This window comes from Edaphocola flava (assembly GCF_004118155.1).
Lineage (GTDB): Bacteria > Bacteroidota > Bacteroidia > Chitinophagales > Chitinophagaceae > Edaphocola > Edaphocola flava.
The window spans coordinates 1-26342 of sequence record NZ_SAIQ01000006.1 but is presented as its reverse complement, the minus strand read 5'-3'; the positions used below and the strand labels follow the sequence as shown (position 1 = coordinate 26342).

Sequence of the window (26342 nt, the reverse complement as noted above, 5' to 3'; positions counted from 1 at the left end):
CGTCATTGTGGCACTGCCGGCACACTGATTCTGATTAGGCGTAAACGTATAGGTCGTAGTAGCCGTATTGTTCAAGGCAGGAGACCAGGTTCCGGTGATCCCATTATTTGATTGCGTTGGTAAAGCCGCTAAAGCAGCGCCAGAACAGATGGCAGGCACTTGGGTAAATACAGGATCAACAACAGGATTAACCGTGATGGTCATTGTGGTACTGCCCGCACATTGATTCTGATCAGGTGTAAATGTATATGTGGTTGTAGTCGTATTGTTCAAGGCAGGATACCAACTACCTATAATACCATTATTCGATTGTGTTGGCAAAGCTGCTAAGTTAGTACCAGAACAAATTGCAGGGACTTGCGTAAATACAGGATCGATAACCGGATTAACCGTGATGGTCATTGTAGTGCTGCCTGCACATTGATTTGCATTCGGCGTAAAAGTATAAGTCGTCGTAGCTGTATTATTCAAGGCTGGAGACCAGGTTCCGCTGATCCCATTATTTGATTGTGTTGGCAAAGCCGACAAAGGAGCACCAGCACAGATTGCAGGGACTTGGGTAAATACAGGATCGATAACCGGATTAACCGTGATGGTCATTGTAGTACTAACCGCGCATTGACCTGCTGCTGGAGTGAATGTATATGTAGTCGTTGCGGTATTGTTGATTGCAGGCGACCATGTTCCACTAATACCATTATTCGATTGCGTTGGTAATGCCGCTAAGGTAGCACCAGCACAGATTGCAGGTACTTGCGTAAAAATCGGTGTGACCGGATTAATAACGGCCAATGTAGCCATAACAGAATCTACGCCGCAGCCGCCCGTGGTCTTGACCTTATAGTTATATAACCCGGCTGTAGTCGGGATACCACTCAGCGTAAATTGATTCGTCGTACTATTATAAGTCCCGCTTACACCGGGTGGAAGGTTTGTTGCTGTTGCTCCGGTTGCGTTAGTCACATTGAAAACAATGGCAGTCATCGCTGTATTGCGGCATAAAGTCGCCGTACTGACTGATCCTGATGCGACAGTAATATCTGCCATCGCGCCCGGACTGGTATTAACCGGTGCGACACAGCCATTATTAAGGTATGTAGGTGTACCGCTGGCATTAAAGCTTACACTGGCACCATCTGCACTTGCCAGATTGGCCCTGTTATATCCAACAGTTGTGGAACAGGATGGACTGGCTGTCTCCAGAGTAAGGTAACGCATGGCGGAGGATCCATTATTGGCAAAATAACCATTGGTATTAGATGGATTATTGTGGAAGAGCACATACATATCCTCTGCCAGGGCTCCGAATGAAATATAGTTGGGATCTACATTCTGGCTGGTAAAGACAACAACCTTTGCATTGGCAGGTAAAGAAGTTCCGGTGGGTTCAATCAGGCGACCACAACCATTTGCATTGATGATCGCATTATTAAACGCTGTCACCTTGCTCGCGGTGGTTGTATTTTTAATAAAGCCGTTAAAGGGATTATTTGTTGTTGCCCAGGTGATGTCTATATTATTATAGTTGCTGATAGCTGTCGTACCTACCTGGAAGGTAAATAGTTCATTGTATCCCTCATCGCTGGGGGTACAGGCATCTACATAAATACTTAATATACGGGGACATGTCTGCGCCTGCACTTTGTATGCAGACAAAGACGCGAAAATGAGCACCCATAGGGCGCCAATCAATGTAAACTTCTTGCTCATAATAAATCAATAAAGGAAAATCCTTATGATAAAACCGAGCAAAAGTATCTGTGTCAGATTAACTACATATTAATTTGACTCAAGTATACATGATTGTTAACAATATGATTATATTAAGAGAATAAAGCCTCTGCAGTTTTAGTGGTACGCTCAGCCACCACACTCAATGGTACTTCTTTAATATCGGCTATTTTCTGAGCGATCAGGGGAATATAACTGCTTTCATTGCGCTTGCCCCGGTATGGAACCGGTGCCAGATAAGGAGCATCGGTCTCGAGCACCAGGTGCTCCAGGTCAACTGCACGTAAGACTTCGGGTAAGGTACTGTTTTTAAAAGTCACCACACCACCAATGCCCAGCTTAAAACCCAGATCAATGATCTGTTCTGCGGCATTAAGGTCGTCGCCGAAGCAATGAAATATTCCTTTCAGCTGACCATTCTGTTTTTCACGGACTATATCGATACAGTCCTGAGTGGCATTGCGGCTATGGATTACGATAGGCAGCGCACGCTCCAGTGCCCAATCGATCTGACGATGAAAAGCATCTTTCTGCGCTGCAACAAAGGTCTGGTCCCAGTAATAGTCCAGTCCGATCTCACCGATCGCAGCAAAAGATGCTTTATCCAGCCATTCCTGCATGATCTTCAATTCTGCTTCATACGACTCCTTTACATAACAGGGATGGATACCGATCATGGGGATACAATAACCGGGGTACTGTTCTGTCAATGCCATCATAGCCGGAATCGTAGTACTGTCGCAGTTAGGCAGATATACCTTCTCTACCCCGTTTGCCCGGGCACGGGAGATGATCTCTGCTATATCTGCTGAAAACTGTTCGTCATACAAGTGTGCGTGCGTATCAATCATATTGGTCTGGATTTGCTGCGGTTAATACCATACTTGGCCAGCAGCGCACGCAAAATTACAAAAATTGCTATTAACATAATTTCGATAGACTTTATAGGGCTATAAACCCGGTTAACAATAACGCTGCTGTCTGAACCATTGCAGGGCATCTGCTACGGCAGTATCTATATCCTGGTACTGTATGTCTAATTCCCGTGCAGCTTTGGCCCCTGAATAGTAATTATCCAGCGATAACATATATGCTCCGGCATAGTTCAATTTTACCGGGCGGCGTATAACCCGCTCCAGCAGGGAACCGGCACGGCCCAGTCCTCTCAGTAAGGTACCGGGAATGCGTAATTTTCTTCTCACCATTCCCGAAGCGGCATCTACGGTACGGAAAAATTCTTTGTAGGTTAGGTTATGACCTGCCAGCAGGTAATGCTCCCCTATTGCTCCGCGATCCAGCGCCTGTACAATGCCCTTACATACATCTGTAACATGTACAAAATTCTTGCCCCCGGAAGGATAAGCCATCCAGCTGCGGCTCAGTCCATGCAGGATGAGCTGCCCGGAACTGGGCTTAATATCGTATGCACCGATCATAAACGTGGGGCTGATAATAACCGCCGGCAGGCCTTTTTGCTGTACCTGCTCCTGTATATATTGCAGGGCCACATATTTACTGTTGATATAACCAGAATTGATATGGTGCAAACCAAAAGCGTTTAACTCCGTGCCTGGTGCGGATTTTGAGCCTGGTGCCAGTGTGTTGGCCGTACCGATGTAGATCATCCGATCCACTCCATATGCCATACAGGCTTCTGCAATATATTGGGTTGCAGTGATATTGATCGTCTGGTAAGCCTCGTATGCCGTGCCCCATTGTGTAGTGAGCGAAGCTGCATGCACCACATAACGGCAACCTTGTATGGCTTCTTCTACAGAGGCTTTACGATCGATATAACCATAACGGATATCCATAGGTATATCGGCCAGTACAGACAGATCTGCACCGGGTCTGACCAGTACCCTGATCTGATAACCCAATGCGTGCATATAGCGCACAAGATTAGCCCCCAGCAACCCTGAGGCGCCGGTAATTAATACTGTTTGATCCATGATTAAAAATTTAGGAGGTGAATTGCAGTTCCTTCTTTACGGAAGTAGAGATGAGGCGTAATGCGGTACCGGCAGGGAGCCACTGTAATAATGTAGAAGAGATCCTGTTCCAGATGCCTGGTACGATACGGGCTTTGCCCAATAATGTTTTTTCGATGGCAGTACGGGCTATAGCATCAGTGTTGATTAGTCCCATCCGGGCGATGTAACCCTGTGCCAGTATACGTCCGGACACATTACAGTTGGTCATGATCGGGCCGGGGTATACAATACTTACTGATACTCCCTGCCCTTTCAGTTCTTCTCTGAGCCCGAGAGAAAAGGAGGCTATAAATGCTTTGGATGCTGGGTAAACGGTCTTATAGGCAATCGGTGAGAGCGCCGCCATACTGGCGATGTTGAGGATATAACTTTTTTCTGCCTGCAACAGGTTAGGCAAGAGCATGGTGGTGACCTTTACTGTAGCTTTTACATTGAGGTTAATTATGCGGTCCAGGTCGCGGAAAGCCGCACGGGTAATAGATGCGGTGCCTCCGATACCGGCATTATTGATCAGGAAGAATACCTGGTAACGGCTGTTTATATCCTCCATAGTCTGTTCCAGCAATACCTCGTCTGTCATATCCAGTTCGTAGGTATGCACCAGGACTTTGTATTCATACATAATGTGCCGGGCAAGGGCTTCGGTATTCTCTCCGGGTAGTGCCAGTAAGATGAGGTTATAACCCATGCGGGCGCATTGTGTGGCAAACGCTTTGCCCAGGCCTTTACCGGCGCCGGTAATCAGCACAAACTGTTCTCTGGTCATTACTTGATGTTTTAAAGTGAATAAAAATTGTAAAAGGCAAACCTGCAGGCCTTGTCAGCGAAGATCATTTACCTGCAGGCTGCCCTCTCGTTTTGGTGTACACCTTATTCCATCTTCATACTAATTCTGATGTTTTACATTGCCGGAACCGGTAATACTCACATCCGTAACCGGATTACCATAGTAGTACACATTTCCGCTACCGGAGATTCTTGCTTTCAGGCTATTATTGGCTTTTACCGTAGCATTTCCCGATCCGGTAATGGTTACATCGGCATAATTGCTGTTCATATTTCTGGCATCATAATCGCCGCTGCCCGTAATACGTACAGTCTGGTTTTCAACCGTACCGGCACCGATGCGGATATTTCCGCTGCCGGTCAGCTGACTGTACAGATTACTGCCGTACAGGCGATCTATATCTATATTACCGGAGCCAGTCAGTTTAAGATCCAGTTCATAACTATTCAGCCCACTTTCTGCACTTACATTACCGGAACCCATCAGGCTGATGGCACGGAATTTAGGTATGCTGATGTAAACTTTCAGGTTACTGTTATTGGCGAGGATGGTATTGTTGCGCAGTTTCAGTTTCAATACGCCGTCTTCTACTTTTGTCTCTACCACATCAATGATGTTCTGCTGTGATTCTATTCTTACCTGCTGCACTGTACCTTCTGCAAGATATACTGCACCGGGAATGCTGGTCTCTACTTCTGTAAAATTGGCAACGGTGCGCTCTTCTGTAAGTACAGGACCTTCACCGATAATTTTGCGGCAGGAGCTCAGGCTGGCGATGCCGGCAATAACGAATACTATAGCAATTAATGAACTGATCTTTTTCATTATGATTTTGTTTTTAAGATTGAGATAAATAGTAGTTGAGTATGTATTGAAGTAGTAAAAAATTATATACGGATATGTACTCCGGCGAATCCGCCGATGAACAGGCTGTTGGTAGACTCCTTACCGTAAAAATCCCAAAGGCTGTGGCTGGTATAACTTTCCTGTCCGGAGATATAATTGACATAGTTAAATGTAGGTCCGGCTACCAGTTCTACACGGCCCAATTGCAGGCCCAGCAAGGCTCTGAAAGAGGATTTATAGTAAGAGATTTCTTTGAAATTTGTGTTGGCAGTATTGCTCACCTCAAAGTTGAGGCGCAGTGCTTTGCTCAGCGGCACATGTAAGCCCAGACCCGCTTCCATTGTATATGGTGCATCGGGCATACGCATATTCATACCCGCACCCAGGATACCATAGGTACGCTTACCACCTGTACGTAAAGCCAGTACTGCATTTCCGGCTTCATCTACAGTAACGCCCAATTGTTTTTCTCCGTTTTTAATCAGGTTGAGGATACCGATAGGACAATCGCTTTCTGCTGCGATATTGACCAGTCCGGCAATCTGTACTCCTTTAACTTTACCGGCAATATTGACCAGACCGGCTATTTGCCCGTTACTGTTCGCACTGGTATTGACCAGTCCTGCGATCTGTACATTACTGCTTTTTGCACTCAGGTTGCTGATGCCCGCAATCTGTACGGTTGCCGTCTGTGCTGTATTGACCAGACCTGCGATCTGTGCCGTTGCATTAACCGAAGCTATATTCGTCAGCCCTGCGACCTGCACACCATCCTGGCTACGAGCAGTATTGACCAGTCCGGCTACTTGTGCTCCGTTACCCGATCCTGCAGTATTCACTAAACCAGAGATCTGTACTCCGGATGCATCTCCACTGATCAGGGTACATAAGCCACTGATCACCACACCACGTTGTGATCCTTTGATAATAGTAGCCAATCCTGAAATGGCAGCACCATCTTCTCCGGCACTTACACCGGCCAATACGTGTAAGGAAACGGTATTACTGATCTGTGCCGCACGAATACCATTAGTACTGATCGGATATACTAATCCGAAGTGTGCACGCTGATGCTCTTGCGCCTGCACGGCAACAGGATTCAGTAAAGTGATGCCCGTTAAGCCGGCAACCAGGGATTGGAACAGTAGAGATTTAAAGTTTGTAAGCATGTTTTTTGTCTTTTATAATAAGACAAGAACCTCATCTTCAACCCCTATGCGTTCGAAAAAAATATTTTAAAAAATGGAAATGCCAAGGGTCCAGCCCAGCCAGCAATTGACATGACTGACTACAGCAAAAGAAGGATATGCTGTTTTATACGGCGTAGCAAAGCCTTCATATACATTGGTGCTTTCGTAGTATAATACTGAAAATGCAGGTCCTGTATATACACGCAGGTTCTTATGCAGCTGGTACTGGTACATGAGCTGATAGCGTGAAAGCATATTCTGCTCGTTCCAGTTGCCGGCATAAATGGTGTTTACACTTATTTCCTGTACCAGCGCATGTTTGCGGCCCAGTGGCAATGTATTCCCAATACCATAACCGATACTGAGCATCTTATGATCCGGGCGCAGATTACCTCCTGCCTGGAAGATATTGTATAAGCGGTCAGACCCGGATTTATAGGCTATACTATATGGTTGCCATTCTGTGGTATTGATATCAATGCTATGTTTTCCTTTAAGAATAATATTGATGAGGCCAATACTTAAGCCTGTTGTAGTATCAGCAATGTTCACCAGGCCGATCTGTGTACCATTAACGGTCTTTGCATAATTCAGGAGGCCTGCAATCTGTACCCCATCCATAATTTTACGGGTCATGTTGGCCATACCGGCGATCTGTACCCCTTTGGTCTGCTCCTGTGTGTAATTGACCCCACCGGTAAATTGTACTCCGTTCAACTCATTATTTTTGTTCAGCACTCCGGCAAACTGCAGCCCTTCCATTGAGGTCTCATTCCAGTTCATAAAGCCTGAAGCCTGTATACCTTCTGTATTATGGGCTTTGTTGATGATACCCGTTATCTGCGCGCCGTTTACCTCTTCTTTATTCCAGTTAAACACGGCAGAGGCCTGTACGCCATGCAGCTGCATGGACCGGTTATATACCCCGCTGACCTGTACACCATGTACACTGCCATTGGCCGAATTAAATACAGCACTGGTCTGCACACCATCCACATCATTGCGCACATAATTATATACACCACCTACCTGCACGCCTTCCATACTACCGCCAACCATATTGAACAGGCCGCTAAGCTGCACATATTGCATATCTTTCTGTACGATATTGAATACCGTTCCATACTCAAAGCCTCTTACACCTGCAGAGTATCCGCCCAGCAGGTTGAATGAAAATTTATTGATCGTCTGGCTACCCAGCCGGTTTTTGGAACTGATACCTGGCAATACACTAAACTGGAAAGGTTGTCTGGCAAAGAATTTATTGAGGTTAATGCTGTTTACTTTTGATTTGGTACTCAGCAGGCGGCGGGCCAGCCAGTGATTCTGTATGCCTACCACATCTACGCTATCGAGCATGTATACCGACTTGCGCAACGCGATCGGCTGCTGTGGAGCAAAGCTTTTCTGCACCTGTATCACCGTATCTTCATAAGACAGTTTACTGATGACGAGTTCATAATTATTCAATGGTTGCCTGATGTGCAGCTTAAAGTTGCCATTGGCATCGGTCATGGTTCCGGACAACACTGATTTTTCGTACACCGAAGCAAATTCAATAGGATGGCCGGTTTCGGCTTCTATTAATCTTCCTGATACAATAATGCCCTGGCCAATGGCACTCCTGATGATAATATGATTGTCCATTACCTGGTAGCGATAGGCGGTGCCCAGCAGGTTTTCCAGTATCTGCTCTACCGGTTGTTCCTGTGCATGAACGGTTACTATTTTTTTGTCCGAAATGATATCGCTGTTATAAGAGAAGAAAAACTTGCCCTTTGTCTCCATCTGGTTCAGCACTTCTTTCAATGGGCGTTTGTCTGCATCCACCGTAAGTTTTAATTGCAGTAAATCCTGTGCAGTAGCGGTACAGCACAGGAAAAAGAAAGCGAGAAAACAAATTACTTTTTTATAAAAATATTTTTTGTGTACAGGTATTATCATATTCAGGATTCGAACGTAAAGTTAAGCATAACCGGAGCAGCACCTATTTGTCCTGCTCCGGTTATTATTATTTAAGAATATAGCCTTTGGCTTGCCTGATGAGGCGGGCATTCAGCGTAAGGGCGACTTTTTGTAGTATAGGTTCTATTGAATCGGTCCGTGGATACTTACTGGTCAGGTGTTGTTGTTCCAGGAGCGGGTTCTGTATGTCTATCGCTACCCCGTAAGCATCACTCAGTCCCTGTATGAGTTCCGGTAGCGGTGTACCTTCACATACAAACATATTGGTCCGGTAATACTGGTATAGCTGGTTTTGAATCTGCTCTACCGCTGCCTGCGGTACCCCTTTCTTAAAGGTAACTTTATCTCCGACCCTTAAAGTATAGGTCTGTCCCTTACCCATTACTTTTACAATACCACTTTCCACGGCCACTTCTGTCAAATCGTTTGTAGAGCGGATATTGAAGGAGGTACCTACTACTCTTACGTCAATATCCTTGACATGAATAATAAAGGGTTTCTTCGGATTTTTAGCGACATCAAAGAAGCCTTCTCCCTCTAATGTTACAACACGATCTTTACGGTTAAAACTGCGTGCATAGGACAATCTGGAATTTTTGTTCAGCGTAATGGTTGACTGGTCCGGCAAGGTAAGCACCTCTGCAAGGGCTTTGGTACGGTATTCGGTACCACTGTTGAAGTACCACAGCGCTCCGGAAAAAACGATCAGGAGTACAGCAGCTGTGGCTGCAAATCGCTTCCAGCTATTGTTTTTACGGATGGTCATTGGTGCATGGTATGCAGTCTCTTCTACTCTTCTGGCCGCAAATCGCTTCCAGGCAGCATCAACATCCGGTGCTGTTGCAACATCTGGTGTTTTACTGTGTTGCCAGATGGTATGCAGTCGCTCATAAGCCTGACGGTTGGCAGGATCCGATCCGATCCAGTCCTCCACCTCATTCCGTTCCGCTACACTGGCTTCGCCCACAATATATTTTATGAGTAAATCGTCCATCATAAATCCCCGTTTTTAAAAAATAATTTGAATATGGTCACCATTACCGCCAGCATGGGCAGATAATCTTTCAGTTCTGTGCGCAGGATCTTTAGTGCCTTAGCCACCTGGTTTTCTACTGTCTTGATGGACAATCCCAGCTTTGCAGCAATTTCCTTATAGCTCAGCTCTTCCTGCCGGCTGAGGTGAAATACGGTACGGCATTTCTCCGGGATCTTTTCCATAGCCTTGCCAATCTGCTCCTGCAACTCTTTGGCATACATTCCCTGTGCCGGACCATCAGCATACTGAGGGCTGCTATGCCGGGCATACTGCTGGTATTTTTCTTTCACTTTTTCATGGTTTAGGATGTTCATAGACTGGTTATGTACAGCCCGATAGAGGTATGCCTGGACATTGGTCTCTATAGACACCTGATCCTTTTGCTGCCATAGGCGCAGAAATACATCCTGCACCGCTTCCTCTGCCTGCATTTCATCTGCGAGCAAGCCGGATGCATAACGGTACAAAGGAGCATACAAAGCCCTGAACAGCGCTTCGAAGCCTGCTTCTGTGTTCCAGTGTAAGGGTAAAGTATTGGTCATGTACAGCTATATAGTGATCAATCGATTACAATCAATGGTGAATGTACAATAAAGACAAGATACTTGCCTTCTACCCCTATGTGTTTGCTGATTTTTTTTGAAAAGGACCCCATATGTGGGTCTATCAGGAGATAACTTCTACGGCCCAGCCTTGTTTCCTGCAATACTCGAGTAGTTTAGGCAGCACGTAACTCATTCGTTCCCAGGCTTTTTCACTATCATGCAATACCACGATATTGCCAGGTGCTATATTGAAGACTACATTTTCGAGGCAGTCTTCCGGGCTGATTTCTTTGTCCCAGTCTCCCGGAATGACAGTCCACATCACGATCTTATACCCAATATCTTTCAGGATTTTGCTTTGAGAAGATTTGATGCGTCCGTAGGGAGGACGATAAAGGTCGGAATCGATATACTGCTTGGCGCGGTTGATATTTTCTACATAAGGCTTTGCCTTGTATGCAGTACCACGAAGGTGGTTATGGGAATGGTTGCCTACCCTGTGCCCGCGGGCCAGAATATCGGCATATACTTCAGGGTATTCTATAACATTCTTCCCGATACAGAAGAAGGTTGCTTTTGCACTGTATTGCTCCAGGAGATCCAGTACCCAGGGGGTAATCCGGGGATGTGGCCCATCATCAAAAGTCAGGTATACGGTAGGTTTCTCCTTTGGAGGGATCTCCCATACGTAACCGGAATAAAGCTTCTGAAGCCATTTAGGAATTTTCTTGAGGAACATAACAGCTGCAAAAGTAAATACAAATCTCTTCTTTGAGCATTATAAATATGACAATAACCAATCAATAATATTTTTAACATGTATCAAGCTGCTCCTTAACTAATATCAAACCTATTATTTATACAGAAATAATTACTTTTGCGCTCTTCATTAATTTGCTACCCGACTATGTTTATTGAACCCTTTAATGCCCACAAAACCGGATGGATAGAAGTGGTGTGCGGCTCTATGTTTTCCGGCAAGACCGAGGAGCTGATCCGCAGGTTGAAACGGGCACAGATTGCCAATATGCGGGTAGAAATTTTCAAGCCGGCTGTTGATACCCGTTATGATGAGCATGATGTGGTATCGCATGACGCCAGCCGCATCCACTCCACACCGGTAAGCGCCTCGCAGAATATCTTGCTGCTGGCCGATGAGGTGGAAGTGGTGGGTATTGATGAAGCCCAGTTTTTTGATGAGGGCATTGTTGAGGTTGCAGAAACACTGGCTCGCAGTGGTGTCCGTGTGATTATCGCCGGGCTGGACATGGATTTTTCAGGAAAGCCTTTCGGCCCTATGCCGCAGATACTGGCTACAGCTGATTATATTACCAAACTGCATGCGATCTGCGTGCGTTGCGGAAACATTGCTAATTTCTCTTACCGCAAAACGGATCAGACACAAAAAGTGATGCTGGGGGAAACGGAATCTTATGAACCAAGATGCCGCAGCTGCTTTTACGAGGGACAGCAGGTTTAATCTTTAGCGCCTTTCTCTTTCACTGAGAAAGTAGCAATTACGGGATTATGATCAGAAAGGCTAACATCAGGACTAATATACCCTTTGCATATCAGCAGATCGGGATTATACAGTATGTAATCGATCCTTAAAGTGGGGAATATTTTTCGATAGGTACGGCCCAGCCCCAGCCCTTTGGATACAAAAGCGTCTTTAAGCCCGCCCTTTACTTCCTGGTATACATAAGAGCCCGGCATATCATTAAAATCGCCGCAGACAATGTTGGGGTAAACCGACTTGTCCAGGATAGAGTCAATGATCTGTGCCTGTACTGCTCGTTTGGAGGATGCCAGCATTAGTTTCTTCAGTAATCCTTTGGTCTTATCTTCCATTTTTGCAGAAAGCTTATCTGCCCTGTTTTCGGCAAATTTCACTTCCTTATCACTAAAGGTTACAGAATGGAGGTGTACTACATTTAAGCGGGCAGTGGTATGTTCATTCAGCTGCACATCTACGCCCAGCATATTATAATAGTTGGCACTATCCAGGCTGTATCGTACTTTATTTTTCAGCGGCAGTTTAGAGAATACGGCATGGCCGGCCTGGATAATATCTTCCGGCTTGGCACCGATATTAATCGACCGTTTCAGCAGATCTTCCTCTTTGGAAAATTCATAATACGTATAGCCAAGCTGGCGCAGCATTTCTGTATACGGCTCGTTGGGATTATCGTTATCGAAATAGAACTCCTGCAGGCAGAGGATATCAGGATCCTGCTGCTTGATCAGGTCTACAATTTTATTTTTGGATTCTTTATTCTTGGTCCACTCGCCCAGGTCAAACAGGTGTACATTCCAGGTCATGACCTTAAGCTCTACATTTTCACTGTCGGTCACATTAGATCCTACCAGGTTATAACCAAAAGCAGAACGGGTAACGGGCATGCAGATCAGCAGACCGGAAAGAGAGATCATTGCCAGATAGCGCTTGCGGGTAAACAACCAGAATAGGGCGAAAAACACATTCAGCCCTACTGCAAATACATTGGTAAAACTGACAAAGCTGATGTAAGAAGGATTATTGGCCACATTCTTGTACCCGGCATACAGACAAAGGCATAACCATACAAACACGCCTATATTAAACAGGAGTGCTGTACCGCGGAAGAATGCCGCAATCTTTATGAATATTTGCTGATACCTGGCCAATAGTGTTTATTGATCATTATGATGTTGTAAAAATTCTCTTTCTCCTTTGGTCAGAGAGCGGATGCCGCGCTCGTTGATCTTGTCCAGGATGCTGTCCAGATCATAACGGATCTCTTCTTTATCTTCCAGTACACCTTTCTTTTTAGGGTGAAAGCCACCCATCATACGGGCCCAGGTACGGTTGGTCCATTCGCCCAGTTTCATACCGGATTTAACCAGCATTACATAGGCTGCACCACTCAGCGCACCGGCAATCATTAATCCAATCAGCGGGTAATTATGATTACCATACAGCACTACAATATTCAGAATAATATAAATCAGTACCAATCCCCATAAAGGTACCGCCAGACTACGGGTAAAGTATACCTGGTATTTTGGCGCCAGGGTAATGCCACCTAATGCCATACCCAGAATGGCCGCATCGGCACCTACAAACATCTTATCATAACCGGCAAGCGGGAGATACTGTTGCAGCACGACAAAGGCTATACCACCAATTATATTGGTAACGATAAACAAGGGAACAACCTCACTCTTTCCGATCAGCTGCTGTAATACATTTCCAAATACAACCAGCCATACCATACTGGTGAATAGCTTGAAGAATCCCAGACCGGTAAACATGTAGGTTAAAATGGTCCATGGCCGCTGCAGCATTCCTTCCATTGGTTGCAGGGCAAAGTGGATCAGGATCTTATCGTAGAAAAAGCGGGTACTTTCCAGTACCGGTACCTGCCCCCACATAAAAATGACGATTTTGGCCAGGTGTAATAATATATATCCGGCTCCGCAGGCAAATACCAGGCGGATCAGCGGATTATGTTCGTAGTCCGACAATACTGTTTTTCTACTACTGTTTGTGTAATTCATAATACTTATTATCTGCTAAGATTGGGATATTTTATCGTAAATACAATTTTCCGGTCTTTTTCCAATATGCCAGGAGGAAGAAGGCAAAGACCATACCTCCAAGATGGGCAAAGTGTGCCACATTATCGCCTACCGAATTTCTGATGCCGGAGAAGAGCTCTATGGCAGCATATATAGCCACAAAGTACTTGGCCCGGATCGGGATGGCAAAATACAGGTAGATCATGGCATTGGGGAACATATATCCGAAGGCAAACAAGACACCGAACACGGCTCCTGAAGCGCCTACCATAGGAGTATTCAACGGGAAGTTAGGATGGTAATAAAACTCTGCATATTCCTGAGGATAGAGCTTCATCATTTCTACCAATTCGGCTAACTGGAAATGGTATACCATCAGCTGGCAGAAGGCGGCACCTAAACCACTGATAAGGTATAAAATCATGAATTTCTTCGCACCCAAATACGTTTCTACAGTATTGCCCATCATCCAGAGGGCAAACATATTAAAGAGCAAATGGGTAAAACTACCATGCATGAACAGGTGGGTAATGGGCTGCCAGAAACGGAAGTAAGGAGATTTCCAATAGAATAGTCCTAAATAATAATCAAGATCTACACCGAAGTTTTCCAGGCCTATTTTTGCCAGGAAAACCAGAACATTAATAATGATCAGGTTTTTAATAACAGGTGGAAGGATCTGAAAGCTGCCCGAAGGTCTTATTTGCTGCATATATAATTAAGTATGTAACCGCCCAAAATTACGCAATAAAATCCTGTTTATTGCAAGTGTTAAATAAGTCAGAAAAGCGCTTCTTTAAAGCCTGCGGATAATTGGCCGGCATCGGTTATTTTATACTAAATTTGCCTGGTTCTGAGATCGTGAAACCAATCTACAGCAATATCTTATGAAAGCACTTATCTTATCCGCGGGTCTGGGTACCCGCCTGAAACCTTTTACGGACAATCACCCAAAAGCGCTGGCACCGGTAAATGGCAAGACCCTGCTGGAACATAATATCCGCAATCTGCAGCGTTTTGGTATTTATGATATTGTGGTTAATGTGCATCACTTTGCCGATCAGATCGTTCATACCCTCAAAGCCAATGAGGGGTTTGGCAGCCGTTTTGAGATTTCTGATGAGACGGATGTGGTGCTCGAAACCGGTGGCGGCCTTAAAAAAGCAATCCCCTTTTTCCTGGAAGAGAAGAACATCCTGATCCTGAATGTAGATATTTTGTCTAATATAGACCTGGCTAAGATGCTGTCGCATCATGAGGATTCACAGGCTATGGCTACTCTGGCGGTACAAAAACGCAATTCTTCCCGTTACCTTCTGTTCAGAGAAGAGCAGGAGCGCAGAAGATTATGCGGCTGGCGCAATGTGCAGACCGAAGAGGAGAAACTGCCCTGCCCTGCTATGAGCCCCTCATATGAAGAATATGCTTTCAGTGGTATACAGATTGTACAACAGGCTTTTTTACATAAGATCAGCCAGCATGGCAAATTCTCCCTGATAGATGTGTACCTGTCTTTATGCTGTACAGAATCTATTATGGCCTGGGACCATACCGGCGATCTGCTGCTGGACGTGGGCAAACCGGAAAGCCTGGAGCAGGCTGCCGTATTATTTAAAAATTAGTTTTACAGATGAACCAGAGACAGTTATTTCAGCAACATGTAGCCCCTACCTCACCCGAACCAATGGCTCTGCCCATTACAAAGGCTGAAGGGGTATATTTATATGACGATACCGGCAAGGCCTATATCGACCTGATCGGGGGCATCAGTGTGTGTAATGTTGGGCATCGCCACCCTAAAGTGGTACAGGCGATTAAAGACCAGGCCGACCAATACTTACATGTCATGGTGTACGGTGAGGTGATCCAATCTCCGCAGGTACAGTATGCGCACTTGCTGTCGCAGCACCTGCCTGCCAGTTTAGACTGCGTATATTTTACCAATTCCGGTGCTGAAGCGGTAGAGGGTGCGATGAAACTGGCCAAACGGTATACCGGACGCAACGAGATCATTGCCTGTCACTACAGTTATCATGGTTCGACACAAGGTGCGCTCAGCTTGCTGGGCGATGAGTACTTCCGCAATGCATACCGTCCTTTATTGCCACAGATAAAGCACGTACATCATAATAATTTTGAGAGCCTGGACCAGATTACGGAGCAAACCGCCTGCATTATACTGGAAACGGTACAGGCCGAAGGTGGTGTACTGGCTCCCTCGGCAGCATGGATGCATGCCCTGCGTAACAGATGTACAGAAACCGGTACACTGCTGATCCTGGATGAGATTCAGGTTGGCTTCGGGCGCTGTGGCACACTATGGGGCTTTGAGCAGTATGGCATCGTTCCAGATGTGCTCTTATTGGGTAAGGCATTAGGTGGCGGCATGCCCCTGGGTGCTTTTATCAGCAGTAATGAGATTATGAAATGCCTGAGCCATAACCCGGTACTGGGCCATATCACGACCTTCGGTGGTCATCCGGTAAGCTGTGCCGCGGGTAAAGCTGCTATGGAAGCCTTACTGGAGGAGCATATGGTTACAGGTGTGCGGGACAAGGAAGCTTTGTTCCTGAAACTATTGAAGCACCCACGTATAATAAATATAAACAGTCGCGGCCTGATGATGGCCGTACGTTTCTCCGGATTTGATGAAGTGCAGCAGGTGATCAAGGGTTGCCTGGAGGAAGGCTTATTTACCGATTGGTTCCTTTTTGCCTCTGACAGCATCCGTATTGTACCGCCACTGACCATCACTATGGAGGAAATTACAGAGGCCTGTGCCCGTCTGATCAGGGTATTGGATAAGCTGTAAGAGATTAAGCTTTTGCTAAATATAGTATAGGGTTCGGGTTCTAATTGGTATTACAAAAAATAATTTGTAATTTTGCCCTCCCTATGTATAAACATTAGGGAAAATACAAATATTAATCATCTTAATAAAATTAACACAATGAGCACTGTAAGCATTTCTGCTGCTGATGTAAACAAATTACGCCAGGCTACTGGCGCGGGTATGATGGATTGTCGCAAAGCGCTGACCGAAAGCGGTGGCGATTTCGAAAAAGCAATCGACTACTTACGTTTAAAAGGTCAAAAAGTAGCTGCTAACCGTAGCGATCGTGATGCTAAAGAAGGTGTAGCTATTGCTGTGGCAAATTCTGAAGGTACTTACGGTATCGTATTACAAGTTTCTGCTGAGACTGATTTCGTATCTAAAAACCAGGAATTCATCGATTTCTCTAACGAGATCGCTGCAATTGCTTTAGAAAATAAACCTGCTGATGTTGATGCTTTAAAAGCACTGTCTATGGGTAACGCTACTGTTGCAGATAAATTACTGGAAATGGTAGCTAAAATCGGTGAAAAAATCGATGTAGTTCGTTACGAGCAAATCGCTGGCGAATGTGTTGTTCCTTACATCCACGGTAACTTCCGTATCGGTGTACTGGTTGGCTTAAACAAAGCAAAATCTGATGCTCTGGTTGCTGCTGGTCGCGATGTAGCTATGCAAATTGCTGCGATGAACCCACTGGGTCTGGACGAAAACTCTATCGCTCCTGAGGTTATCGAGCGTGAGAAAGCTTTAGCTATCGAGCAAATCGTTGCTGAAGGTAAACCAGCTGATATGGCAGAGAAAATTGCTGCTGGTAAAATGAATAAATTCTTCAAAGAAAACACTCTGGTTAACCAACCATTCGTAAAAGATAACGGCGTTACTATCGCTCAATATCTGAACAATGTTGAAGCTGGTCTGGTAGTTACTTCTTTCTACCGTGTAGCTTTAGGATAATCTGTTTTCCTGAACATCATATTTAAAAATCCCGGTTGGTGTCCAATCGGGATTTTTATTTGCGTACTTTTGCACAACATTTAATCATACAAATGAGTCAGTTTACCCCACGTACTCCCCGTAAAAACCCTGTAGGTAATCTTAAGAAAGTAAGAGATACCGTAATGGGCATCTTATATATCCTGGTGGCCGCAGTTATGGTATGGGCAGAAAAACAAGGATACATCAGCCTCGGATTAACTTTTGTGTATGTGCTCGCCGCCGTATTTGTTATTTATGGTCTGTTCCGGCTGTACCGTGTTATATTTTCAAAAAGTAACTAATCTCTGTAATGGCTATCCGATATTTTGAAGAAGAAGGCGTAAAAGCACGCCTGTCCGGAAAGAGAGCACTTAATACTTACATCCGTCAGGTCATAGATGAGCATCTGGATGTAAAAAAAGTGGAAATCAACTACATTTTCTGCACAGACGAAGGTTTGCTGGAGAAAAATATTGCATTCCTCAATCACGATACCCTGACCGATATTATCACTTTCGACCTGTCTGAAAGTGAGACCGAACTGAATTCGGAAATATACATCAGTGTAGACCGTGTTGCCGATAATGCACAGCAGTTCGGTGTATCCTATAATACTGAATTGCATCGTGTACTTTTTCACGGTATCCTGCACTTATGCGGGTTCAAAGACAAAAAACCGGAAGAAGAAAAGGAAATGCGCCGTCAGGAAGATCTTTGCCTGAAAGGCTACTTCGGTGCTTAAAGCTATTAATGTAAACAATGAAACTGGAAATAATTTACGAAGACGATCAGCTGATTGCGTTTAATAAACCCAGCGGTCTGCTGAGTATCCCCGACCGCTTTAATGCGGAAATACCAAACCTGTATCGTATGGCACAGGCGAAGTATGAGACCATCATACCGGTACACCGACTGGATAAGGATACCAGCGGTATTATCTGTTTTGCCAAAAACGAAGAAAGTCACAAATACCTCTCGCAACTTTTTGAAAGCCGTAGTGTAGAAAAATACTATACTGCTCTGGTTAATGGAAGAATGATTACACCTTCTGGCAGCATAGAAATGCCTATTAGCGAAAATATGGCTAAAAGGGGTACTATGATTGTACACAAGAGAGGCAAACAGGCGCATACTGATTATGAGACGATAAAGGAATGGCAGGGATATACCTTGCTGCGCATCCGTATTCATACCGGCCGCACACACCAGATTCGTGTACATATGCAATATATCGGGCACCCGGTCGTAGCCGATCCGATCTATAGTAATGGAAAAGGATTATACATTTCTTCTTTAAAAAAGAATTTCAAAAATGCAGATCCTCTGGGTGAGGAAAAACCGATCCTGAATCGCCTGGCTTTACATGCATCACAATTACGTTTTGAAGGTATAGACGGCAAGCCGGTGAATATTGAGGCCCCACTCCCTAAAGACCTGTCTGCAAGCGTAAAGCAATTGGACAAATGGAGCTAAATCTTTAAAAATCTGACGATAAAATTACAATTGGTCCGGCACTGGTAGGTGCCGGACTTTTTTGTCACAAAAAAGTAAAATAAGATGTCATTTTTATGTCATAATAAACACATTATCAATCAATTATGAAGCTTCGTGTATATTTTTGCGGAAACTTTTTAAATATGAAACTTAAATACACATTGGCCTTAGCGGCATTAGCAATTGCTCCTGCAGCAACAGCGCAAACCTGGATTCACGATACCATTTCTACAGAGGCTGGCTATCTGAAAAATGTTTATTATAGCCTGGAAAACGGTAGCGCAGGTACTGCAGCTGCTGATAACTGGCATATTGGTTTCTCTACAAGCAGATTCAGCCCTAGCATTATCGCAAATAGTGCAGATAAAGGTGTAAAATTATATGTTATCGCTACGGATACAACTTTATTCGGCACTGACCTGACTGCAAAATTAGCAGATTCAGTTACTGCACATCCTATGCCTCTGTACAACTCCAATACTACATGGGAAATGGGTGCTTTCAACCAGACTGCAGCAGCTACTTATGGTTGGTCGACATATGATATGTCTACTCACTGGTTGTCAGGTCGTGCGATCTTTGGTCTGATCACCGGTGCAGACAGCTTCCAGGTATTTATCAGCAGAAAAGAAACTACTCCAGCGAGCAGCGCTCCTGTTTATGTATTCAAAGTTGCTAAAATCAACGGTACAAGCCCGGTTACTAAAACATTCAATGTATCTGCAAGCCCATATGCCGGTAAGTATTTCGCTTACTACAATATCACAACAGATGCATTCTTAGACAGAGAACCTGCTGCTACTGCATGGGATTTTGTATTCTCTAACTATAATGATGAAAATGTAGTGTTCTCCAATACGCAATACAAAGTGTTCGGTGTTATCAACAACGAAAAACTGAAAGTAGCGAAAGTGGATACTACTGATCAATTTGACAATCTGAACTACAGCGCTTATGCTTACGATACGCTGAACAACTCTATCGGTCGTGATTGGAAAGCTTCAGGTCAAAGTGGTGTTACGATGACTGACTCTCTGAGCTACTTTGTAAAAGTGAATAACGGTGATGTATGGCAAATGGCCTTTACGGCACACAATTCTGGTTCTGCAGCAACACAACCTGGTCTGGTAGCACTGAAAAAACGTAAAGTATACACCTTCGTGGATACCTCTACTGCTGTAAAAAATGTAAATGCAGCATTAAGCACTGTAGCTTTAGCTCCAAACCCTGCTCAGGGTGGTTACACGCACCTGATCATCGATGCTAAAAAAGCAGTAAGCAATGTGATGATCACTGTTGCTGATATCAATGGTAGAATCGTTTACCAGGAGCAAAAAAATATCCAGAGCGGATTCCAGCAGTTCCCAATCCGTACCGGCAACTTCAGCGCTGGTATGTATATGGTCAATATTCAGGGTGAAGGTATACGCAATACCCAAAAACTGATCGTACAATAAGATATCCCCCAATTGTATATGTTCAAAGGTCCTTCTGTTTCGGAAGGGCCTTTTTTTGTATATAAATAGTCCGGATTCTTCCTATCTTGTACTAAAATCTGTTATGTATATACATCGTCCAATTAGCCTTTTACTGCTTTTATACTGCTGCCTTTGCACCGGTATAGCTGCGAGGGCACAGGATGCACGCCAGTTTTTGCAAGCAGGATGGCAGGCACTGATTCAGGATAATGATACTACGGCTTTACGCTATTTTGATACTGCCTATACACTCTACACAAAGCAGGGGCAGGAGGCCGGGCAGGCCGAAGCATTGCTTTACATGGGCTTTGCCAGTTACGGCTCCAGTAAAAGCAATGGACTAAAGTATGCACATAAAGCACTGGATCATTATCAGCAGCTTCGGTCTTCGGCTCCGGAGATCGCGGCATTGGGCACTGGCCGGGCCCGCACCCTGCTGGCTACCATAAAGGCGAGAAGTGGTCAGCACCAGGAAGCCCTGGCCCTTTGTTACGATGCCTTAGGGACATATGACTACACACAGGATACTACCGGAACACAGGGCATTATTTTCCACTTGCTCGGTAATATATTCAGCCATTTAGGCAAGACAGATTCTGCGGACTATTATTACAATCTTGCCCTTAAAGAACGGCAGGAGCGGAAGGATCTTGTTTATCTGCCCGGCTCACTGATTAAGGCAGGTGATATCGCTCAGAGAGCAGGCCACGTCCAGAAAAGTTTTGATTACTATCACGAAGCCCTCAATTATGCGCAGCAGCTGCATAACAGGCAGGCAGAAGTGTCTGGCCGTATAGCCCTGGCTAAATGGTGGCAGGCCGCCGGGAAATATGATTCAGCCTATCAATATGTACAAGATGCGATAAGCATCGCCCGACAGTTAAGCGATCTCCAGTTTAGCATTGCAGCACTGGGTACCCAAAAAGATTTGCTGATGCAAGAGGGGCGTTACCGTGATGCCATTGCTGTAATGACCCGTATTGATTCTATACAACAGGTCGGGGCAGATTGGGAAAAAGAGCAGCTGGCCCAGAACCTGGAAGTGCAATATGATATTGAGGCCCATCAACATGCACTTATACAGGAAAAAAAGGCCAGCCAGAGCGCCCGGCAGTTAAACTACATCCTCATTGGCGCTATTGTATGCTCCGGAGTATTAATGTTCATCATATTCCGCTATCAGCGCAAAAACCAGCAACAGCAAAAAGCCCTATTCTCACTACAGCAACAGAATCATGAGCTGCAATTGCGGCAACAGGCCCAGGAGCAGGCATTGCTGCAGAATGAAATTGATTTTAAAGAAAGCCAGTTGAGTGCCATGGCGCTGCAGATCAGTATGCGCAATGAACTGATCAATGAACTGAAAGATACTGTTGCACAGGAGCCCCGGTTGAGTAGCCAGCATATTGACAAGCTGCTGCATAAAGGCATTACACAGGACCAGGAATGGGAGGAGTTTAATATGACCTTTGAAAGTGTAAACAAGAACTTCCAGCAGAAACTTAAAGAAAAATATCCCGAAATCAGTCAAAACGAACTGAAGATCTGTACCCTGATCAAAATGAATCTGTCCATTAAAGAAATGGCCAACATCCTGAATATATCGCCGGACAGTGTTAAAATGGCCCGGTACCGGTTACGCAAAAAGCTGGGCTTAAAGACAGAAGATAACCTGGCCGGCTTTATACAATCGCTGTAATTAAGACATTGCAACCTCAAGTACACATCATTTCAGGCTTATGTAAACCTGATGTATACCTTGTTTTCTTCCGATCGGGACATAATGGGCTTACTTTTGGTAAATCAATAACCCACAAAAGTATATATCATGAAAAAGTACACTATGACCCTGTTATGCTGGTGCTACAGCTTTTTTGCAGTACACAGCCAGATCCCTAATGCCAGCTTTGAGCAGGCCAATTCGGACGGTAGTCTCTCCTACTGGAATCCCTTATTACAGTGTTTTACCGTCGGCGATTCTATAGAATATACCGGTCCGCTGATGGAACGCTACCCGGAAGGCAAGTCTGGCAACTATTGCCTTTCACTCCGTAATGCTTATAATTATACCCAGCAAACAGGCATTATGGGGGGAGCAATGTCTAATACCGATTCTCTACCCTTTACCACCTTTAATTATTTCTTCCCGATTACAGAGCGGCCTGATTCCTTTGTTTTTTACTATAAGTACAAACAAAACAACCAGGATACCGGTTTATGTTCGGTGTCTATCTGCGATGAAAACATGATGGAGATAGGTACCGCCAGCGGAACGGTGTGGCAGGTACATCCCGATTATATGCGTGTCTGTTTAGCCATCACTTATTTTAGTAATGATACGCCGCGTTACGCCGGTATTACCTTCAATAACAGTATTGCAGATCCTCACCCAGAGACACAGCTGCTGATCGACGAATTACAGTTTATTAACCATGAGCCCACAGCAATCCGTACTATAGCACGCGTTCCGGTAAGCCTATACCCCAATCCGGTACGCGACCAGCTACATATAGAAAGTCCGGTGTCTTTTCAGTGGATACAAATAACAGATGTAACAGGTAAGGTACACTTGCAGCAGGCATTCAATCGAAACATATCCCTGACTACACTGCCGCAAGGAAATTATTACCTCCAACTTTATACGGACAAAACCTATACGGTACAATCATTTGTCAAATACTGATGAGATACATTATTGCTTAAACTATTTATGAGTAAAAGGGGAGATTCCGTGTGGAATCTCCCCTTTTATGCTTTTTGTGCCGTTTCATAGGCCATGGCTCTCTTTTTCTGATACCACCATTCCGGCGCTGTTTTGATCAGCAGGTTATTCAGACCCCGCATCAGACTCAGGTGGTAAACGCTGTTCAGCTTACCAGATAGGGTAACGGGCAGTGCTCTTAAGCTCATGGCAAAGCCACTATCAAGATATTCCATATGATGCCAGTATTTGCTGGGCATGAATAAGGTATCGCCATGCTGCAATACACTTCGATAGCCGTTCACTTCATTCAGCTTCGGAAACTTTTCCGTATCAAAACCTTTTGTATGCCAGTGTACAAAACTGGCGGCACTCTCTACCGTAAGGGGCATTTTATAGAGTTTCCTGCTTTCTTCGAAAGGGAAAAGCAATATCTGCTTACGACCTATAAATTGTGTGTGAAAAATATTAGCAAGGTCCAGATCATAGTGCATATGCGCAATAGATCCGGCACCGCCTACAAATAATACTGGAAAAAACTTGAGAAAACCGCCCATCAGGTCTTCCGGCCAGGTGAAATCGTTTTTCAGTTGCGGGGCATGTTTGAAAATATTGAAAAGGAATAGCCGTAACTCCGAAGGCCCTTTCCGGATCTCATCCAGGTAATCGCCAAACTTCATAAAGCCATCTCCGCCATTTACCGGCACTTTGGCTCCAGCCCGGGTATTGTTATAGATCGGTACATCTACCTGCCCTACCAGCGATTTAAACAAGTCCCAGCTCCAGTTTGTATAGGCATTCCATTCATGTGCCCTGTTTTCGAGGATAACCGGTTTGTTGGCCTTAAGGTACTTTTTTTGAAAGTCTTCATGACTGATATCTTTAACTCTTTCAATTTCAGTTAGATTCATATAAAGGCGGGTTAGATTCATAACAAATATAAAAAAAGAATGTATCACAAAAACAATAATACAATAAATAGATATGGCATGATAGCGTTAATTAACAATGCATTAGAACCTGCATTCGCGGCGAAAATAAAAAAGAAGCTGCCCCTGTAACAGGGCAGCTTCCGGACAACAAACTATTTATAAACAGCTTATTTTTTAACCATTTTCTGCGTGTAATTAACGCCATTTTCAGGAGACAGTACTTTTACGATATAAGTACCGGAAGCCAATTCTTCTGTGCTGAACTGGAATGCTTGTCCCTGGGTTAATGTTGCAGTATTGCTATAAACCTCTCTGCCATCTATGCTGAACAGGCTTACTTTATATTTTCCATCGCCAGGAGCCTGGAAGTTCAGGTTGCCTGCAAACGGATTAGGAGTAACAGACATAATAACCTTATCTGTTTTAAGATCGGCAAGACCTTTAAAGGTACTTAAGGTCCATTTTCTGGTTTTAGACATCATACTATAATCTGAAGGGAATACGGTAGCATATTGAGAGAAAGCGGTATACAGGCCATCGAAACCACTATTTCTGTCCTGACCAGAGAAAGCCAGTACAGGTTCATGACTCGCCACCGTATTGGAGATCATATTAAAAGATCCCGGAATAAATGCCGGTGCTGCGCCTCCATTGTCTTTGATATCGCTCGCTACATATTTAACATCATATGTACTTGGGATAAGAGCAGTGCTCTGGCGTGTGATCCAGCCTACAAAGATCTGATCGTTGGCATCGTTATAAGCCAGAACCGGATTACAGTATTCTGGATAAGTAGTGCTGGTGTAAGAAACATAACTAAGGTTCACCAGAGAAGGTGTCGGACTCCAGTCGTCATTCTTTACCATTGCATAGATCCACTCTGTATTGGTTGTACCGGTAACATTATTGATCCCGATAGATACCGCCCATCTTTGCGTATTCCAGATATCCGGACAATCGATGCGCGGAGGGCTATACTTATTGGTACCCACAGTGCCGGTGCCATACTCATAAGTAAATCCTGCAGCAGAACCGGAAAGGGCATTGAAGAATGGTAAACGATATTCATACAAAACATTCTGTGTGTTGTTCAGGAATGTCATTTGCAGGTCCAGGCCGGTATTACTACCACCGCCACCACGACGGATACATACATCCGGATCTATTTTGTCATCCGTGCCAGGTAACAGTACATTAGGACCGAACGATACACCCGGGAAGAAGCTTACAGTGGTACTGATACCAACTAAAGGTTCGCACCAGATGATTGCCAGACCGTATACTGTGGCATCAACATTGATTCTTCCGAAATTAGGAGAAGTTGAAAGCAGATTCATAATAGAAACCGGAACCAAGCCTGTAACATCCCATTTATAAATATCATAATAGTGTCCTTTGGTACCAAAGCCATCATTATAATAATAAGCAGCCAGCACGAAATAGGCACCACCATCTTCGAAAATTACCGCATCAATATCATCTGCATATTTAATCGGAATATAGTCTTCATTAATCAGGCTACCACTTGCATCGGTACGTCTCCAGGCAATACCATTGTACTGTGCAGAAGAATATACATCCCAACTATGGATATAGAGGTTTTCCGTAGCACCGGAAGGCCCTATAATATCCTGCATAGTGCTGGCACTGGCATTCTGAGGGCGCACAACTGGTCCGGAAGTACCGCCACCGAAGGTATAGTTGGGTAATGGAGCTTCTGGTACAACAGAAGCGTTTTGGGCTAAACCAGGAATTGCCGTAGCAAAGCTTCCCAGCAGAAGAGCGGATAGCAGTAATTTTTTGTTCATAAAGGAATAATTAAATGTTTAGGGATTAAAAACTAAATTACAATGAAATTAAAATGCCACTCTTCATATAGCACAATCAAATGTATAACACATTATTCACAAAGTCAAGAGTTAAGAGATTTATTCTAAAATAATTTATATTAAGGAAACAATTAATTATTCAACTTATAAAAGCACCTTCAATAGGTACATTTATCATTAGACAAATATTATATAAAATCAAAAGCGCCCTGTTTTCAGGGCGCTTTTGTGTATGGGCTATTTATTTGTATGGTATTGCTTGTATTATATTACCTGTTGTGGTAGTCTTGTCTTGAGTATATACATAAAAAAGAGACACCCTTCAGTTATGAAGGGTGTCTTAAAATAAATATGGCAGCTACCTACTTTCCCGGAATACACCAGTATCATCGGCCATGATGGGCTTAACTACTCTGTTCGGAATGGGAAGAGGTGAACACCA

At 44.4% G+C, this 26342-nt stretch carries 24 protein-coding genes, 1 rRNA gene and 1 pseudogene; 10 read left to right on the top strand and 16 right to left on the bottom strand.

Annotated elements, in window-relative coordinates:
• From EMP01_RS15565 to EMP01_RS15280, 10 genes and pseudogenes are all read right to left on the bottom strand, one after another.
• Positions 1-1710 (bottom strand): annotated as a pseudogene (locus tag EMP01_RS15565) (gliding motility-associated C-terminal domain-containing protein); the annotation flags it as partial.
• Positions 1711-1823: 113 nt separating this feature from the next.
• Entirely contained in the window at positions 1824-2582 is a 759-nt protein-coding gene (locus EMP01_RS15320) for a TatD family hydrolase (RefSeq protein WP_129022445.1), read from the bottom strand.
• 111 nt (positions 2583-2693) lie between these two features.
• Positions 2694-3683, bottom strand: a complete 990-nt coding sequence (locus EMP01_RS15315; RefSeq protein WP_129022444.1) for an NAD-dependent epimerase/dehydratase family protein — start codon at positions 3681-3683, stop codon at positions 2694-2696.
• A 10-nt stretch (positions 3684-3693) separates the two neighbouring features.
• A complete protein-coding gene (locus tag EMP01_RS15310; protein WP_129022443.1) occupies positions 3694-4491 on the bottom strand; it encodes an SDR family NAD(P)-dependent oxidoreductase in 798 nt (265 codons plus the stop codon).
• A gap of 120 nt (positions 4492-4611) precedes the next feature.
• Positions 4612-5337 (bottom strand): head GIN domain-containing protein, encoded by a 726-nt coding sequence (locus EMP01_RS15305; protein ID WP_129022442.1) that lies wholly within the window; start codon positions 5335-5337, stop codon positions 4612-4614.
• Between the two features lie 62 nt (positions 5338-5399).
• Positions 5400-6527, bottom strand: a complete 1128-nt coding sequence (locus EMP01_RS15300) for a hypothetical protein (RefSeq protein WP_129022441.1) — start codon at positions 6525-6527, stop codon at positions 5400-5402.
• A 66-nt stretch (positions 6528-6593) separates the two neighbouring features.
• Positions 6594-8492, bottom strand: coding sequence for an STN and carboxypeptidase regulatory-like domain-containing protein (locus EMP01_RS15295; protein WP_129022440.1), 1899 nt, complete (start codon positions 8490-8492; stop codon positions 6594-6596).
• A gap of 67 nt (positions 8493-8559) precedes the next feature.
• Positions 8560-9510 carry a FecR domain-containing protein gene (locus EMP01_RS15290; RefSeq protein ID WP_129022439.1) on the bottom strand — a complete coding sequence of 317 codons (951 nt, stop codon included), beginning with the start codon at positions 9508-9510 and terminating at the stop codon, positions 8560-8562.
• Positions 9507-10091, bottom strand: coding sequence for an RNA polymerase sigma-70 factor (locus EMP01_RS15285; protein WP_129022438.1), 585 nt, complete (start codon positions 10089-10091; stop codon positions 9507-9509). Before EMP01_RS15285 ends, EMP01_RS15290 begins: the two co-directional genes overlap by 4 nt.
• Before the next feature lie 124 nt (positions 10092-10215).
• A complete protein-coding gene (locus tag EMP01_RS15280; RefSeq protein WP_129022437.1) occupies positions 10216-10833 on the bottom strand; it encodes a polysaccharide deacetylase family protein in 618 nt (205 codons plus the stop codon).
• Positions 10834-11001: 168 nt separating this feature from the next.
• Here EMP01_RS15280 and EMP01_RS15275 point away from each other — a divergent pair, with 168 nt between their 5' ends.
• On the top strand, positions 11002-11574 hold the full coding sequence (locus tag EMP01_RS15275; protein WP_129022436.1) for a thymidine kinase: 573 nt from the start codon (positions 11002-11004) through the stop codon (positions 11572-11574).
• Here EMP01_RS15275 and EMP01_RS15270 read toward each other — a convergent pair.
• Genes EMP01_RS15270 through EMP01_RS15260 form a run of 3 tightly spaced genes read right to left on the bottom strand, consistent with a single transcriptional unit; the run spans position 11571 to position 14367 of the window.
• The gene (locus EMP01_RS15270; RefSeq protein ID WP_129022435.1) at positions 11571-12761 is read right to left on the bottom strand and encodes an endonuclease/exonuclease/phosphatase family protein; all 1191 of its coding nucleotides are present in this window, start codon (positions 12759-12761) and stop codon (positions 11571-11573) included. The genes EMP01_RS15275 and EMP01_RS15270 overlap by 4 nt on opposite strands.
• A 6-nt stretch (positions 12762-12767) precedes the next feature.
• A complete protein-coding gene (locus EMP01_RS15265; RefSeq protein ID WP_129022434.1) occupies positions 12768-13634 on the bottom strand; it encodes a rhomboid family intramembrane serine protease in 867 nt (288 codons plus the stop codon).
• A 31-nt stretch (positions 13635-13665) separates the two neighbouring features.
• Positions 13666-14367, bottom strand: a complete 702-nt coding sequence (locus EMP01_RS15260; protein ID WP_129022433.1) for a rhomboid family intramembrane serine protease — start codon at positions 14365-14367, stop codon at positions 13666-13668.
• Between the two features lie 175 nt (positions 14368-14542).
• Between EMP01_RS15260 and EMP01_RS15255 the strand changes: the two genes are divergently transcribed.
• The 9 genes from EMP01_RS15255 to EMP01_RS15215 all read left to right on the top strand — a co-directional run bounded on the left by EMP01_RS15255 (position 14543) and on the right by EMP01_RS15215 (position 23121).
• The gene (locus tag EMP01_RS15255) at positions 14543-15277 is read left to right on the top strand and encodes a nucleotidyltransferase family protein (RefSeq protein ID WP_129022432.1); all 735 of its coding nucleotides are present in this window, start codon (positions 14543-14545) and stop codon (positions 15275-15277) included.
• Positions 15278-15285: 8 nt separating this feature from the next.
• Positions 15286-16467 carry an aspartate aminotransferase family protein gene (locus tag EMP01_RS15250; RefSeq protein ID WP_129022431.1) on the top strand — a complete coding sequence of 394 codons (1182 nt, stop codon included), beginning with the start codon at positions 15286-15288 and terminating at the stop codon, positions 16465-16467.
• A 138-nt stretch (positions 16468-16605) separates the two neighbouring features.
• On the top strand, positions 16606-17445 hold the full coding sequence (gene tsf, locus EMP01_RS15245) for a translation elongation factor Ts (RefSeq protein WP_129022430.1): 840 nt from the start codon (positions 16606-16608) through the stop codon (positions 17443-17445).
• A 92-nt stretch (positions 17446-17537) separates the two neighbouring features.
• Entirely contained in the window at positions 17538-17768 is a 231-nt protein-coding gene (locus EMP01_RS15240) for a hypothetical protein (RefSeq protein WP_129022429.1), read from the top strand.
• An 8-nt stretch (positions 17769-17776) separates the two neighbouring features.
• Positions 17777-18208, top strand: coding sequence for an rRNA maturation RNase YbeY (gene ybeY / locus EMP01_RS15235; protein ID WP_129022428.1), 432 nt, complete (start codon positions 17777-17779; stop codon positions 18206-18208).
• A gap of 17 nt (positions 18209-18225) precedes the next feature.
• Positions 18226-18939, top strand: a complete 714-nt coding sequence (locus EMP01_RS15230) for an RluA family pseudouridine synthase (RefSeq protein WP_129022427.1) — start codon at positions 18226-18228, stop codon at positions 18937-18939.
• A gap of 164 nt (positions 18940-19103) precedes the next feature.
• The gene (locus EMP01_RS15225; RefSeq protein WP_161971351.1) at positions 19104-20417 is read left to right on the top strand and encodes a T9SS type A sorting domain-containing protein; all 1314 of its coding nucleotides are present in this window, start codon (positions 19104-19106) and stop codon (positions 20415-20417) included.
• A 103-nt stretch (positions 20418-20520) separates the two neighbouring features.
• A complete protein-coding gene (locus EMP01_RS15220; RefSeq protein WP_129022425.1) occupies positions 20521-22137 on the top strand; it encodes a hypothetical protein in 1617 nt (538 codons plus the stop codon).
• 129 nt (positions 22138-22266) lie between these two features.
• Positions 22267-23121: a T9SS type A sorting domain-containing protein gene (locus EMP01_RS15215; protein WP_129022424.1), complete on the top strand. Its 855-nt coding sequence runs from the start codon at positions 22267-22269 to the stop codon at positions 23119-23121.
• Positions 23122-23186: 65 nt separating this feature from the next.
• Here the strand turns inward: EMP01_RS15215 and EMP01_RS15210 are convergent, their stop codons facing one another.
• The 3 genes from EMP01_RS15210 to rrf all read right to left on the bottom strand — a co-directional run.
• A complete protein-coding gene (locus EMP01_RS15210) occupies positions 23187-24050 on the bottom strand; it encodes a cupin-like domain-containing protein (protein WP_129022423.1) in 864 nt (287 codons plus the stop codon).
• Positions 24051-24238: 188 nt separating this feature from the next.
• Entirely contained in the window at positions 24239-25879 is a 1641-nt protein-coding gene (locus EMP01_RS15205; protein ID WP_129022422.1) for a T9SS type A sorting domain-containing protein, read from the bottom strand.
• Between the two features lie 370 nt (positions 25880-26249).
• A 5S ribosomal RNA gene (gene rrf, locus EMP01_RS15200) occupies positions 26250-26342 on the bottom strand; the annotation flags it as partial.

Bases quoted from the DNA above. Each gene is read 5' to 3' on its own strand.
- EMP01_RS15275 (WP_129022436.1), top strand. From the start codon at position 11,002: ATGTTTATTGAACCCTTTAATGCCCACAAAACCGGATGGATAGAAGTG.
- EMP01_RS15240 (WP_129022429.1), top strand. From the start codon at position 17,538: ATGAGTCAGTTTACCCCACGTACTCCCCGTAAAAACCCTGTAGGTAAT.
- EMP01_RS15310 (WP_129022443.1), bottom strand. From the start codon at position 4,491: ATGACCAGAGAACAGTTTGTGCTGATTACCGGCGCCGGTAAAGGCCTG.
- EMP01_RS15260 (WP_129022433.1), bottom strand. From the start codon at position 14,367: ATGCAGCAAATAAGACCTTCGGGCAGCTTTCAGATCCTTCCACCTGTT.
- EMP01_RS15285 (WP_129022438.1), bottom strand. From the start codon at position 10,091: ATGACCAATACTTTACCCTTACACTGGAACACAGAAGCAGGCTTCGAA.
- EMP01_RS15205 (WP_129022422.1), bottom strand. From the start codon at position 25,879: ATGAACAAAAAATTACTGCTATCCGCTCTTCTGCTGGGAAGCTTTGCT.
- EMP01_RS15215 (WP_129022424.1), top strand. From the start codon at position 22,267: ATGAAAAAGTACACTATGACCCTGTTATGCTGGTGCTACAGCTTTTTT.
- ybeY (WP_129022428.1), top strand. From the start codon at position 17,777: ATGGCTATCCGATATTTTGAAGAAGAAGGCGTAAAAGCACGCCTGTCC.
- EMP01_RS15300 (WP_129022441.1), bottom strand. From the start codon at position 6,527: ATGCTTACAAACTTTAAATCTCTACTGTTCCAATCCCTGGTTGCCGGC.
- EMP01_RS15225 (WP_161971351.1), top strand. From the start codon at position 19,104: ATGAAACTTAAATACACATTGGCCTTAGCGGCATTAGCAATTGCTCCT.
- tsf (WP_129022430.1), top strand. From the start codon at position 16,606: ATGAGCACTGTAAGCATTTCTGCTGCTGATGTAAACAAATTACGCCAG.
- EMP01_RS15290 (WP_129022439.1), bottom strand. From the start codon at position 9,510: ATGATGGACGATTTACTCATAAAATATATTGTGGGCGAAGCCAGTGTA.
- EMP01_RS15295 (WP_129022440.1), bottom strand. From the start codon at position 8,492: ATGATAATACCTGTACACAAAAAATATTTTTATAAAAAAGTAATTTGT.
- EMP01_RS15320 (WP_129022445.1), bottom strand. From the start codon at position 2,582: ATGATTGATACGCACGCACACTTGTATGACGAACAGTTTTCAGCAGAT.
- EMP01_RS15265 (WP_129022434.1), bottom strand. From the start codon at position 13,634: ATGAATTACACAAACAGTAGTAGAAAAACAGTATTGTCGGACTACGAA.
- EMP01_RS15280 (WP_129022437.1), bottom strand. From the start codon at position 10,833: ATGTTCCTCAAGAAAATTCCTAAATGGCTTCAGAAGCTTTATTCCGGT.
- EMP01_RS15255 (WP_129022432.1), top strand. From the start codon at position 14,543: ATGAAAGCACTTATCTTATCCGCGGGTCTGGGTACCCGCCTGAAACCT.
- EMP01_RS15210 (WP_129022423.1), bottom strand. From the start codon at position 24,050: ATGAATCTAACTGAAATTGAAAGAGTTAAAGATATCAGTCATGAAGAC.
- EMP01_RS15305 (WP_129022442.1), bottom strand. From the start codon at position 5,337: ATGAAAAAGATCAGTTCATTAATTGCTATAGTATTCGTTATTGCCGGC.
- EMP01_RS15250 (WP_129022431.1), top strand. From the start codon at position 15,286: ATGAACCAGAGACAGTTATTTCAGCAACATGTAGCCCCTACCTCACCC.
- EMP01_RS15220 (WP_129022425.1), top strand. From the start codon at position 20,521: ATGTATATACATCGTCCAATTAGCCTTTTACTGCTTTTATACTGCTGC.
- EMP01_RS15230 (WP_129022427.1), top strand. From the start codon at position 18,226: ATGAAACTGGAAATAATTTACGAAGACGATCAGCTGATTGCGTTTAAT.
- EMP01_RS15315 (WP_129022444.1), bottom strand. From the start codon at position 3,683: ATGGATCAAACAGTATTAATTACCGGCGCCTCAGGGTTGCTGGGGGCT.